General features: G+C 70.2%; 7 protein-coding genes. 2 read left to right on the forward strand and 5 right to left on the reverse strand.

Going from position 1 to position 12,712, the window contains the following annotated elements; translation table 11 throughout:
• Nucleotides 1–15: 15 nt before the first annotated feature.
• Nucleotides 16–1,317, reverse strand: coding sequence for an extracellular solute-binding protein (locus tag ACF089_RS14180; protein ID WP_392025906.1), 1,302 nt, complete (start codon nt 1,315–1,317; stop codon nt 16–18).
• Between the two features lie 476 nt (nt 1,318–1,793).
• Between ACF089_RS14180 and pulA the strand changes: the two genes are divergently transcribed.
• On the forward strand, nt 1,794–7,070 hold the full coding sequence (pulA, locus tag ACF089_RS14185; RefSeq protein WP_392026442.1) for a pullulanase-type alpha-1,6-glucosidase: 5,277 nt from the start codon (nt 1,794–1,796) through the stop codon (nt 7,068–7,070).
• Nucleotides 7,071–7,150: 80 nt separating this feature from the next.
• On the opposite strand, the gene ACF089_RS14190 is transcribed toward pulA, so the two are convergent.
• The 4 genes from ACF089_RS14190 to ACF089_RS14205 all read right to left on the reverse strand — a co-directional run bounded on the left by ACF089_RS14190 (nt 7,151) and on the right by ACF089_RS14205 (nt 11,919).
• Nucleotides 7,151–7,876, reverse strand: a complete 726-nt coding sequence (locus tag ACF089_RS14190; protein ID WP_392025908.1) for a TetR/AcrR family transcriptional regulator — start codon at nt 7,874–7,876, stop codon at nt 7,151–7,153.
• Between the two features lie 36 nt (nt 7,877–7,912).
• Nucleotides 7,913–8,974 carry a PDR/VanB family oxidoreductase gene (locus ACF089_RS14195; protein WP_392025910.1) on the reverse strand — a complete coding sequence of 354 codons (1,062 nt, stop codon included), beginning with the start codon at nt 8,972–8,974 and terminating at the stop codon, nt 7,913–7,915.
• Nucleotides 8,974–9,900 carry a metal-dependent hydrolase gene (locus tag ACF089_RS14200; RefSeq protein WP_392025911.1) on the reverse strand — a complete coding sequence of 309 codons (927 nt, stop codon included), beginning with the start codon at nt 9,898–9,900 and terminating at the stop codon, nt 8,974–8,976. The genes ACF089_RS14195 and ACF089_RS14200 overlap by 1 nt, the downstream gene beginning before the upstream one ends.
• A gap of 678 nt (nt 9,901–10,578) precedes the next feature.
• Nucleotides 10,579–11,919: a tetratricopeptide repeat protein gene (locus tag ACF089_RS14205; RefSeq protein WP_392025913.1), complete on the reverse strand. Its 1,341-nt coding sequence runs from the start codon at nt 11,917–11,919 to the stop codon at nt 10,579–10,581.
• A 530-nt stretch (nt 11,920–12,449) separates the two neighbouring features.
• On the opposite strand from ACF089_RS14205, the gene ACF089_RS14210 reads away from it, so the two are divergent.
• Nucleotides 12,450–12,668, forward strand: coding sequence for a hypothetical protein (locus ACF089_RS14210; protein WP_392025914.1), 219 nt, complete (start codon nt 12,450–12,452; stop codon nt 12,666–12,668).
• The last annotated feature ends 44 nt before the right edge of the window (nt 12,669–12,712 follow it).

Here is a 12,712-nt window from a genome sequence, read left to right on the forward strand (position 1 = left end):
GAGGGGGGCCGGGCGTCAGCCGGTGGCGTAGTCCTTCAGGAGCTTGTCGTTCCACTCCTTCGCCAGGGCGTCGAGCCCGTCCTTCGGGGAGACGTCGCCGCGCAGGATCTTCACGTAGTGCTGGTCGAAGGCGACGAAGAGGTCTCCGACGCCGGGAATCACCGGGCGGGTCCGCGCGATCGACAGCGACTGCTGGAAGGCCTTCTTCGCCGGGTCGGCGGTGACCTCGGCGGTGTAGGCGGACTTGCGCGTCGGGAGGGTGTTGATCTCCTTGGCGGTCAGCTCCTGGCTCTTGGCCGAGGACATGAACTTCACGAAGAGGTAGGAGGCGTCCTTGTTCTTCGAGCCGCGGTAGACCGAGTAGTTGTGGCCGCCGATGGGGGCGCCGGCCTTTCCGGTCGAGCCGGCCGGGACATCGGCGATGCCCAGGTTGTCCTTGTCCTTGAAGGCCGTGCCCGCGTAGGCGTCGGAGACCGACCAGGGACCGTTGACGATCATGGCGACCTCGCCGTCCTTGAAGGACGTCTGGGCCGCGACATAGCCGTCGGTGGTGGCGGGCTTGAGGGCGACGTCGGACCGGACCAGTTCGAGCGCGGTCTCCATGCCCTTGACGCCCTCGGGCGAGTTGACGGTGATCTTCTTGCCGTCGACGTCGAGCATGTCGCCGCCCTCGCCGTAGAGGAACGGCAGCGAGAAGTAGCCCTCGGGGTTGAGCTGGGTGCCGGCGACGCCGGTCTTCTTCTTGACGGTCTTCGCGGTGGCGACGAACTCGTCCCAGGTGGCCGGGGGCTTCGCGATGCCGGCCTCCTTGAAGATCTTCTTGTTGTAGAGCAGCCCCAGGGTGTCGGTCACCTGCGGGACGCCGACCGTCTCGTCCTTCCACTTCGCGGTGGAGAGCGGGCCGGGCAGGAAGTCGTCGACGCCGTCGAGCGCGGGGGTGCCGTCCAGCGGCTGGAGGTAGCCGAGATTGGCGAAGCCGGCGGACCAGCCCACATCGGTGCGGATGACGTCCGGCGCGCCCTTGCCGGACTGGGCGGCGGTCTTGAACTTCTGCTCCGCCTGGTCGAAGGAGACCGAGGTCCGGTTCACCTTGATCTTCGGGTACTCGTCCTGGAACGCGGCGATGAGCTTGTCGTACGTCGGACCCTCGGCCTCGTTGGACGTGTCCCACCAGGTGATGGAGCCGGACACGCTCTGCGGGTCCTCGGCTGCCTTCTTGCCGCTGCTGTCGCCGCCGCCCCCGGTGTCGCCGCCGCAGGCGGTGGCGGTCAGGGCCAGTACGCCCGCGATCGCGGCGGCCGTTATGCCTCTGCGCATCATGATCTCCCCATTGAGGTCAGGCCCCGCCTGTCCTCGGGCTGGGCTGCTGCGGCGTGAAGCTAACAGTCTTGCAAGAGTTTGCGAAAGACCTTGCAGAAAGAAAACCGCCAGATTTCCAGGTTGTGACCTCCCCGTGTCCTCCAGATGTCCCAGATCCTCCCAGGGGGTTGACCTCCGGTCAGTACGGCTCCTACCGTCTGCTGCCAAGCGGGCCAGGAGAGTTGCTGCAAGAACCGGCAAGATCCAGCAGCAATCTTGCGGAAGGTTTTCACCGGCGTCACCGGGCCTCCGCGCCAACACCCGCACGTCCCCATGTGTGCACGGCGCTGTGCGGGAGGAGACAGGGCCGGCACACCCGCGGCCGCTCACCGGCGGCCGCTCCGCCGCCGCGCACCGGCCGGGCCCGCCGGCCCCTCTCCGTACCCAGCACCCCTGGAGACACCTTGATACGCCCCAGAACGGCGGCGGTCGCCCTGACCGCCGCCCTCTGCGCCACCCTGCTGCCCGGAGCGCCGGGCGTCGCCGCGCCCGCGAAACAGCCGTCGGCGCCGCCGTCCGACGCGAAGCTCGCGGCCGAGCCCGCCCGCCACGACCTCACCCGGGAGCAGTTCTACTTCGTGCTGCCCGACCGGTTCGCCAACGGCGACCGCGCCAACGACCGGGGCGGACTCACCGGCTCCCGGCTCAGCCATGGACACGACCCGACCGACAAGGGCTTCTACCAGGGCGGCGACCTCAAGGGCCTCACCGGCAAGCTGGACTACATCAAGGGCCTGGGCACCACCGCCATCTGGCTCGCGCCCCTCTTCAAGAACCGGCCGGTGCAGGGCGAGGGGAAGAACGCCTCCGCCGGGTACCACGGCTACTGGATCACCGACTTCACCCAGGTCGACCCGCACTTCGGGACCAACGAGGACTTGGAGACCCTCATCGACAAGGCCCACGCCAAGGGCATGAAGGTCTTCTTCGACGTCATCACCAACCACACCGCCGACACCGTCGACCACGCCGAGAAGACGTACGGCTACAAGCCCAAGGGCGCGTACCCCTATCTCGACCGCACCGGCCGCCCCTTCGACGACCGCGAGCGGATCGGCCGGGTGAACGAGGACTCCTTCCCGTACACCCCCCGGCCCCGCGACCGCGACAAGGTCCCCCACTGGCTCAACGAGCCCACGATGTACCACAATCGGGGCGACTCCACCTTCGCCGGCGAGAGCACCGAGTACGGCGACTTCGCCGGCCTGGACGACCTGTGGACCGAACGGCCCGAGGTCCGCCGGGGCATGGAGCGGATCTACCAGAAGTGGGTCCGCGACTTCGACATCGACGGCTTCCGCATCGACACCGTGAAACACGTCGACATGGAATTCTGGACCCAGTGGGCCACCGCGCTCGACGCCTACGCCGCCGAGCGCGGCCGGGACGACTTCTTCATGTTCGGCGAGGTCTACTCGGCCGACCCGGCCGTCACCGCGCCCTATGTCACCCGCGGCCGGCTCGACTCCACACTCGACTTCCCCCTCCAGGACGCGATCCGCGCCGTCGCCTCCCAGGGAGCCCCCGCCGGCCGGCTCGCCGACGTCTTCGCCCAGGACTACCGCTACACCGCAGACCGGGCCAACGCCTACGAGCAGGTGACCTTCCTCGGCAACCACGACATGGGCCGGATCGGCGCCTTCCTCAAACAGGACAACCCCCGGGCCGACGACGCCGAACTCGTCCGCCGCGCCCGGCTCGCCAACGAGATCATGTTCCTCAGCCGGGGCAATCCGGTCGTCTACTACGGCGACGAACAGGGCTTCACCGGCGCCGGCGGCGACAAGGACGCCCGCCAGACCCTCTTCGCCTCCGCCACCCCCGACTACCTCGACGACGACCAGCTCGGCACCGACCGCACCCACGCCGCCGACGCCTACGACACCCGGCACCCGCTCTACCGCTCCATCGCCGCACTGTCGAGACTCACCCGCGACCACCCCGCGCTGCGCGACGGGATCCAGCAACGACGCCACGCCGACGGCCAGATCTACGCCCACTCCCGCACCGGCGCCGCCGAGGGCCGCGAATACCTCGTCGCCGTCAACAGCGGCGCCGGGCCCGAGACCGTCCCGCTGACCACCGGCTCCCCGGACACCGTCTTCCGCACCCTGCACGGCGGCGAGGGCGCCGTACGCACCGACTCCGCGGGCCGGCTCACCCTCACCGTCCCCGCCCTGACCTCCGTCGTCCTCAAGGCGGACCGGCCCCGGCCGCTCCCCGCCGCCGAGCCGGTGATCAGCCTCCGGACCCCGCCCGCCGGAGCGACCGGCACCGTCGAGATCAACGCCGACGCCGACGGCGGCCGGGTCGTCTTCGCCGCCCAGGTCGGCGACGGCCCCTGGCGCACCCTCGGCTCCGCCGACCACGCCCCCTACCGCGTCACCCAGCACCTGGACGCCTCCGTCGAGGAAGGCGCCCCGCTCCGCTACAAGGCGGTCGTCGTCGACGCCGCGGGCCGCACCGACAGCGCCCTCGGCTCCACCAGCGCCGGAGCGAGCCCGCCGCCCGCCAAGCCCGTCGCCGTCGACCGCGACTGGGCCGTCGTCCACTACCAGCGCCCCGACGGCGACTACGACGGCCTGCGGCTCCACGCCGGGGGCACGAGCGCCGCCTTCACCGGCCGGGACGCCTACGGCGCGTTCGCCTGGGTCAGACTCCCCGAGGGCGCGGCCACCCTCCCGTACACCGTCGAGAGGAACGGCGTCCCCGACGGGCCCCGGCGCACCGTCGACCTCTCCCGCACCGGCCAGGTCTGGATCGCCCAGGGCGACGACGGCCAGCGCGAGAGCGCCCCCGCCGGCGCGTACCCGCCGCAGGACAAGAAGAAGGCGGTCCTGCACTACCACCGGCCCGACGGGGACTACGACGGCTGGGGCCTGCACACCTGGACCGGCGCGGCCGACCCCACCGACTGGTCCAAGCCGCTCGAACCGGTCCGCCGGGACGCCTACGGAGCCACCTTCGAAGTCCCGCTCGCCCCCGGCGCGACCTCACTCGGCTACATCCTCCACAAGGGCGACGAGAAGGACCTCCCCGGCGACCAGTCCCTCGACCTCGCCACCCACACCAACGAGGTCTGGCTGATCGCCGGAGAGCCCGCCCGCCTCCTCCCGCAGGCCGGCGCAGTCCCCTCGCTCGACCTCGGCAAGTCCGAGGCCCAGTGGATCGACCGCGACACCGTCGTCTGGAGGACGAGGACCACCGAGGCCACCAGCGAACAGCTGGTGTACGCGGCGGACCGCCCGATCACCGTCACCGGCGGCGCGCTCAGCGACGAGGGCCGCTGGCTGCGGCTCGGCAGGACCGAGCTGACCCCGGCCCAGCGCGCGAAACACCCGCACCTCAAGGACCACCCCGCGTTCACGATCGACCCGCGCGACCGCCGGCGGGTACGGGAATCCCTGCGCGGCCAGCTCATCGCCACCCAGCGGGCCGCCTCGGGCGCGCTCCTCGCCGCCACCGGGGTGCAGACCGCCAAAGTCCTCGACGATCTCTACGCCGCGAAGGCCGCCCGCGCCGCCCTCGGACCGGTCTTCGGGAAGAACGGGGTCACCCTCTCCGTCTGGGCCCCCACCGCCCGCACCGTCGCCCTCGAACTCGACGGCAGGACCGTGCCCATGCGCCGCGACGACGCCACCGGCGTCTGGTCGGCCGCCGGACCGGAGAGCTGGCGCGGCAAGCAGTACCGCTACCGGGTCACCGTCTGGGCCCCCAGCGTCGGCAAGACCGTCGTCAACAGGGTCACCGACCCGTACTCCACCGCGCTGACCACCGACTCCGCCCGCAGCCTCGTCGTCGACCTCGCCGACCCCGCGCTCGCGCCCAAGGGCTGGCGCACCCTGAGAAAGCCCGCCGCCGTCCCCCTGCGCGACGCCCAGATCCAGGAACTCCACATCCGCGACTTCTCCATCGCGGACCGCACGGCGAAACACCCCGGCCAGTACCGCGCCTTCACCGACCGGAACTCGGCCGGAAGCAGACACCTGAGGAAGCTCGCCGACAGCGGGACCTCCTATCTCCACCTCCTCCCGGCCTTCGACATCGGCACGATCCCCGAGCGCGAGTCCGACCGGAAAAAGCCCGCGTGCGACCTCTCCGTGTACGCCCCCGACTCCGCCGAACAACAGGCGTGCGTCGCGAAGACCGCCGCGAAGGACGCGTACAACTGGGGCTACGACCCGCTGCACTACACCGTGCCCGAGGGCTCCTACGCCTCCGACCCCGAGGGAACCCGGCGCACGGTCGAATTCCGCGAGATGGTCGCCGCGCTCAACGGCAGCGGACTGCGCACCGTCATGGACGTGGTCTACAACCACACCGTCGCCGGCGGGCAGGACGACAAATCCGTCCTCGACCGCATCGTGCCCGGCTACTACCAGCGGCTGCTCGCCGACGGCGGCATCGCCACCTCCACCTGCTGCGCCGACACCGCGCCCGAGAACGCGATGATGGGCAAGCTCGTGGTGGACTCCGTCGTCACCTGGGCCAGGGAGTACAAGGTCGACGGCTTCCGCTTCGACCTGATGGGACACCACCCCAAGGCGAACATGCTCGCGGTCCGCGAGGCCCTGGACAAGCTGACCACGGCCCGCGACGGCGTCGACGGGAAGTCGATCGTCCTCTACGGCGAGGGATGGAACTTCGGCGAGATCGCGAACGACGCGCGCTTCGTCCAGGCCACCCAGAAGCACATGGCGGGCACCGGCATCGCCACCTTCTCCGACCGGGCCCGCGACGCGGTGCGCGGCGGCGGCCCCTTCGACGCCGACCCCGGCGTCCAGGGCTTCGCCTCCGGCCTCTACACCGACCCCAACCCGGCGGCCGACAACGGAACCCGCGAGGAGCAGCGCGCCCGGCTGCTGCACTACCAGGACCTCATCAAGGTCGGCCTCACCGGGCATCTCGCCGACTACACCTTCACCGACAGCCGGGGCCGCGCCGTCAAGGGCTCCGAGGTCGACTACAACGGCGCTCCGGCCGGATACGCCGAGGACCCCGGCGACGCGCTCGCCTACGCCGACGCCCACGACAACGAGACGCTGTACGACGCGCTCGCCTTCAAGCTGCCCAAGGACACCTCGCCCGGCGACCGGGCCAGAATGCAGGTCCTGGCCATGGCCACGGCCGTGCTCTCCCAGGGCCCGGCGCTCTCCCAGGCCGGCACCGACCTGCTGCGCTCCAAATCGCTCGACCGCAACTCCTACGACAGCGGCGACTGGTTCAACGCGATCCGCTGGGACTGCCGCGACGGCAACGGCTTCGGGCGCGGCCTGCCGCCCGCCGCCGACAACCAGGACAAGTGGCCGTACGCGAAGCCGCTGCTCACGGCCCCCTCGCTGCGGGCGGGCTGCCCCCAGACCGACGGGGCGTCGGCCGCCTACCGCGATCTGCTGAGGATCCGCACCACCGAGAAGGACCTGAGCCTCGCCACGGCCGAGCAGGTGCGGTCGGCGGTCTCCTTCCCGCTCTCGGGCCCCGACGAGACCCCGGGAGTGATCACCATGCGCGCCGGCGACCTGGTCGTCGTCCTCAACGCCACACCCGAGCGCCGCACCCAGCGGCCCGCCGGCGCCGCCGGCGAGGGCTACCGCCTCCACCCCGTCCAGGCGGCCGGCTCCGACGCCGTCGTCAGGACCTCCTCGTACGACCGGGACACCGGAGCCTTCTCGGTGCCCGCGCGGACGGTCGCCGTCTTCGAGCGCGGCTGACCGGGAGCACGCACGGCACGGCCCCGGGACTCCGGTCCCGGGGCCGTGCCGTGCGTGCCGTGCGTGCCGTGCGTCCTGCTTCAGGCGGTACGGTCCGCCACGACCTGCTCCATCACCGTGGGCGCGATCGCCATCAGCCGTCCCACCAGCTCGCCGAACGGGCCCTCCAGCGGCTCCCGTTCCAGGATCCGCACCACCACGGCCGCCATGTCGTCGTCGTACGCCGCGCTCACCGCGCACAGCGCCGCGAAGTCGTGCACCAGCTGAAGCTCCAGCTCGGCGCGGGGGATCTCCCGGCCGTCCAGCCACAGCAGCGCCGTCGACTCGGCCAGCGACACCCAGGAGCGCACCACCAGGGTCAGCCGGACCGGCGGGGTCTCGATGTCCAGATGGGACATGATCTGGTCGTAGGCGGCCTGCCGGACCTCGTCGATCATCGCGTTGGTGGTGGTCGACCCGACGGCCGGACCGCCGCGCATCAGCGCGGAGAACCCGGGGCCGTGATCGTCCACGAAGTCGAAGAACCGCTTCATGACCCGCAGCAGCCGGGTGCCGAGCGGACCCTCGTGCGGCTCCACGAAACGGGTGGCCAGCTCGTCGGCGGCCCGCCGCAGCGCCGCCTCGTACAGACTCTGCTTGCCGGGGAAGTAGTGGTAGACCAGGGGCCGGGAGATGCCGGCCGCGGCCGCTATCTCGTCGATCGACACCTCGTCGGGGGAGCGGGCGCTGAACAGCTCCAGCGCCACACCGATCAGCTGCTGCCTGCGCTCCTCGACGCCCATCCTGCGGCGTACCCCGGTCGTCATGAGAACACCCTACCGACTGCTGTCCGCGCACCAGTTCTACAGGTCGAGTACCAGCCGCGCGCCCCGGCAGCGCGAGACGCAGATCAGCATCGAGCCCTCCCGCTCGGCGTCGCCCAGCAGTTCGTCCCGGTGGTCCACCTCGCCCGCGAGGACCCGCTGCCGGCAGGTGCCGCAGAAGCCCTGCCGGCAGGAGTACGCCAGATCCGGCAGCTCGGCCCGGACGGCCGCGAGCACCGACTGACCGGCCGCGACCGGCACCGTACGCCCCGAGCGGCGCAGCTCCACCTCGAACGCGCCGCCCCCGGAGCGCTCGTCGGCGGCGAACCGCTCGGCGTGGGGCGGGCGGTCCTTCGGGAGCAGCGCGGCGACCGCGTCCGTCAGCGGGCCGGGCCCGCAGCAGTACACGGCCGTGTCCGCCGGGAGCGCGGACAGGAACGACAGCTCCGGCGGACCGCACTCGTCCCTCGCGGAGACGGTGACCCGCTCCCCGCCGAGCGCGAGGATCTCGTCGAGGAACGGCATCGAGGCGCGCGACCGCCCCCGGTACAGCAGCCGCCACCGCGCGCCCGCCGCCTCGGCCGCGTACAGCATCGGCAGCAGCGGGGTGATCCCGATGCCGCCCGCGACGAAGAGATACGCGGGGGAGGCGACCAGCGGGAACCGGTTGCGCGGCCCGCGGATCAGCACCTGTGCGCCGGGCGTCAGCCGCTCGTGGACCTCGCGGGAGCCGCCCCGGCCGTCCTCGATCAGCCGGGCGGCGACGGTGTACGCGGTGGAGTCGGCCGGGTCGCCGCAGAGGGAGTACTGCCGCACCAGGCCGGAGGGGAGCACCAGATCGAGATGGGCCCCCGGCCGCCACGCCGGCAGCCCCCGTCCCGCCAGCCGGAGCCGGACGACGCCGTCGGCGGGGCGGTCGCGGGCGGCGACGGTCACCCGCCGGACGGCCGTCGCGCCGGACGGCCGGTCGCGGCCCGACACCGGCTCCGGCAGCGCGGGCAGCGGCCAGAGCGGCGAGCGCGCGACGCGGCGGCGCAGGGCCCGCCGGGTGAGCAGGGCCGCCCCGGCGGCGACGGCGAGGGCGAGGGGGCGCGGCGGCATCAGCGGCCTCCGTCGCCGGCCGGCGGGGTGCGGGGTGCCTGCGGGGCGGCCGCGTTCGCGCCCGGCGAGGCGGCGAGATAGGCGAGGGCCTGGGCGGTGTCGCCCTCCTGGGAGGGGTGGTACGCCCGGCTCAGATAGCGCGGTACGGAGCGCAGCACGTCGGAGGTCGCGGGCAGCAGCCCCTGCCGGCCCGCGCGGTGGAACCGCCGCAGGCTCGCCCGGCCGTGGTGCGGCGTCGGATCGTTCTCCATGAAGAAGCGCGCCCCGCGCTGCCAGAGGAAGACCAGCGCGGAGAAGGCCGTCGCCCAGGTCCGCACCCGCCGCCGGTAGCTCCCGTCGACATGCTCGAACAGCTCGAAGGCCACCGAACGGTGCTCGACCTCCTCCGCCCCGTGCCAGCGCAGCAGATCGAGCATGACCGGGTCCGCCCCGCGCCGGTCCAGCTCCTCCGCGTTGAGCACCCAGTCGCCCAGGAACGCCGTGTAGTGCTCGATCGCCGCGATCAGCGCCACCCGCTCCCACAGCCACCACCGGCTCGCCCGCCCGGGCGGCAGGGTCCGGTCCCCGAGCAGCTTCTCGAAGAGCCAGTCGACCTGCGCGGTGTACGGGGTGGGGTCGAGGCCGAGCCGCCGCAGACGGGGGAGCACGTCGTCGTGCGCCTGGGAGTGGACGGCCTCCTGCCCGATGAAGCCGATCACATCCTCACGGAGCCGGTCATCTCTGATGTGCGGCAGCACCTGCTTGTACACATGCACGAACCACCGCTCGCCCGCCGGCAGCAACAGATGCAGCACATTGATCGTGTGACCGACGAAGGGATCACCGGGCACCCAGTGGAGCGGCGTCCCCTCCCAATCGAACGACACCCGACGGGCCTGCAGCTCGATCCGCTCCGGGGGGACGGGGGCGGGGCGGTTGTTGGACATGGCGTCAATGTACTGACGGGTAGTGGGGGGCGACAGGGGTGCGGAGGAATTTTCGCCTCTTCAGCCTCGTCGGCGTTTGAGGCGCGGGGGGCGGGGCGGAGCCCCGGTGGTGCGCTCGGGTGGGTTTCCCGGGGCCCGGCCCCGCCTGGTTTGCCGCTCCCGGGGCGCGGGTTCGTCCTCAATCGCCGGACGGGCTGGGTTTGTCCTCTCGGCGCGGGGGCGGAGTGGGTCCAACACCCTGAGACCTACTCGGCAGCGGACCGTTTCCGCTGTTCAAAGGGGTCCCAGCATGGCAACGGCCTGTGCCCGTGTCATGGTCGGCCTCAGGTGGATCTACTGCTCAGGAAGTCGAAGGTGGTCCGGGAGGGCGAACGCGCGCTCTCGATCCGTGCTCAGGAGGACCAAGGCCGGGCGCGGGCCGACGAGCACGGCTACTGCGTCCGGAAGGTGTGGCGGGAGAACCTGTCGGCCTGCTCCGACATCCAGCGGCCCCGGTACGACGCTGCCATGACTGCCGTACTGAACGGCGAAGTACCAGCACTGGGGTGTACGCGCTCGACAGGTTCTCCCGCAAGGGCGCGGAAAACGAGCGGGTTGAGCGGGTCCGGCTGATACAGGAGCGCAAAGCCCCCGTGCTCGCTACCCCATGGGGTGGTGGGTGCGGGGGTTTTCTTGCTTTCAGGAATGAAGTGCCGCAGGTGTCACCGTTCGGGCGCGCTCATAGAGGGCACGTGCAGTCTGGTTATTCAGGTGGGGGCGGATTACTCTAAACATGCTCATGATTTTCTGATCGGCGCGCCCTGATTGCACCAGAGGGTAATCGTCAAGCGCCAAATTCCATGTTTTGCAGGCTACTTCCAAATGCCCGATCTCAAGTTGACGCTCTGCCAAGGTTGCTCGATGCCGAACGCGGGCACGCCTGTATGTGGAGTACCTCAACTGATCGGATTCTTGCATTGCCGAAATTGAACCTGCAATGTCTCCAAGTTCATATCGAACCTGGCTCACATGATAATTAAGCGAGGAGGGGTCGTAGGATCCAAACGGCTTCGATCGCGATTCGGCTCGCTCCATGGCGATTTCAGCTTCGCGGAGATATTTGAATGAATTGCCTCGATCTCCAATTTGTGCAGCCGCATGAGCCTGTTGACCGGCCAGAAAGGCGCGCATTCGCGGTCCGGCTTGCGGTGAAGCTGCCGAGGCGGCATCTGCGAGGCGCATCGCAGTTCTTCCATGCCCTAGATCAACAGCTTGAACACTCATCCCCCGCAGGGTGGTGCAGTAGGTCGAATGATCCTCTGATGCTCCGGCTAGCTGCAAGGCCTTCAGGTAGTACTGCTGGGCCAGACCGTGAGCGCCTTCATCCACCGCCATGTACCCGGTGAGGTAGCACAAATCGGAGGCGGCCGACATCATTGCCTTGCGAACGGATCCTGAACCATCTGCCCGCAGGTACGGGGCGACAGTGTTTACCAGAAATGCTGCCGCCATTGGGCGGGCATGCCGTCCCCCGAACTGGTCGTCAAGTTCTGAAATTCGCTCGGTCATGCTGACGACCATGTGAACCTCTGACATCCCTATGCGGGGTGTCGAATCCTTCTGGATCCTTTCCATGCGCCCAATAATGTCTGGCCAATTCGGAACGGTCAACGCGACCGAGAATAGTCCAGCGTTAACAATTGCGCGCCGAGATGGTGACATGTCCTGGCTGCCGAGATCGATAATTCCTTCTGTGAGACTGGCGTGAATGGCAGGCTCGCCGCCGGATGGGGGGAATCCTGCTTCAGTATGAGTAATCGGTCGCCCTAACCTACGGGAAAGAGCCTCCATGATCAGCGGGCGCACCTCTTCTTTGGGGGTTACGCCTTTCCGCCAGTAGTGGACGGTGGACTCTCCGAACGTGGTCGGCGTCCCTCGCTCGGTCCCAAGCCGATTGACCTCCCGCGCGAACTGCCCCTGGGTCCAACCCGCTTCTTTGTGCAGTCGATCCAACTGGGTGTTCGGTTTCCTCGTGTCCATAGGTCTCCTTGGGCTGGACCGCCGTTCAAGCCTTTCAAGTTCTGGTGCTGCCTCAACGGTACCGCTGTGCGTCACGGAGGGGTTGCCTAGAGCGACAGGAGCACCACGGCGGGCAATGTGAGGGGCACGGCCACCGACGATGACCAACGACTATCAGTCCCGCAGCGTCAGGCGGGCGCTTCAGTGGCCCGCTCTCGCCGGCCTGGTCGTGGGCTTACGGGCCGACGATCGTTCGACGGCTGACCGGCTGGTGTGGGCCAATGTATCTCCGGCCGACGGCTGGCCCCCGGTCACACGCACCCTGGTCCACACGCTGCTGACCGGACTCCGGGACTACCGGGACCAGTTGCCCCGGCCGGCAATACGCCCCGGGCGCCCAGGGCATCCGAGCCCTTGCCCGTTCACGGGTGCCGTATCTGTCTCGCTCACGCACGGCTCGGCAGACACTCGCGCGAGAGCGGCAGCATTGGGCAGGCACTCCACTGTGACGACATGATCCGGCAGCACCCGCACCGCCTCATGGAGGCGACATGACCCGCGAGCTTCACATCGGGGCCCTCGCGTACGACACCAGGACCCGCCGCGTGGGCGAGGTCATGGAGGAGTACGGCACGCGCTACGTGCTCCGGCCGGTCCACGGCGGGTGCGAGTGGGACGTTCCGCGAGAGCTGGTCCGCCCCGCCACGGCCGCCGACCAGCTCGGGCCGGCCCTCGCCGAAGTCAACGCGCGCAGCAGGTGGGGGGTTTGATGAGGCAGGCACGTGTACCCCAGGTGGCTGCCCCGGCCCCGTTC

Source organism: Streptomyces sp. NPDC014894, assembly GCF_043080985.1.
Classification (GTDB): domain Bacteria; phylum Actinomycetota; class Actinomycetes; order Streptomycetales; family Streptomycetaceae; genus Streptomyces.

What these genes read in the sequence shown, in the direction of transcription:
- ACF089_RS14210 (WP_392025914.1), top strand. Translation starts at nt 12,450, where the DNA reads ATGACCCGCGAGCTTCACATCGGGGCCCTCGCGTACGACACCAGGACC.
- ACF089_RS14180 (WP_392025906.1), bottom strand. Translation starts at nt 1,317, where the DNA reads ATGCGCAGAGGCATAACGGCCGCCGCGATCGCGGGCGTACTGGCCCTG.
- ACF089_RS14190 (WP_392025908.1), bottom strand. Translation starts at nt 7,876, where the DNA reads ATGACGACCGGGGTACGCCGCAGGATGGGCGTCGAGGAGCGCAGGCAG.
- ACF089_RS14200 (WP_392025911.1), bottom strand. Translation starts at nt 9,900, where the DNA reads ATGTCCAACAACCGCCCCGCCCCCGTCCCCCCGGAGCGGATCGAGCTG.
- ACF089_RS14195 (WP_392025910.1), bottom strand. Translation starts at nt 8,974, where the DNA reads ATGCCGCCGCGCCCCCTCGCCCTCGCCGTCGCCGCCGGGGCGGCCCTG.
- ACF089_RS14205 (WP_392025913.1), bottom strand. Translation starts at nt 11,919, where the DNA reads ATGGACACGAGGAAACCGAACACCCAGTTGGATCGACTGCACAAAGAA.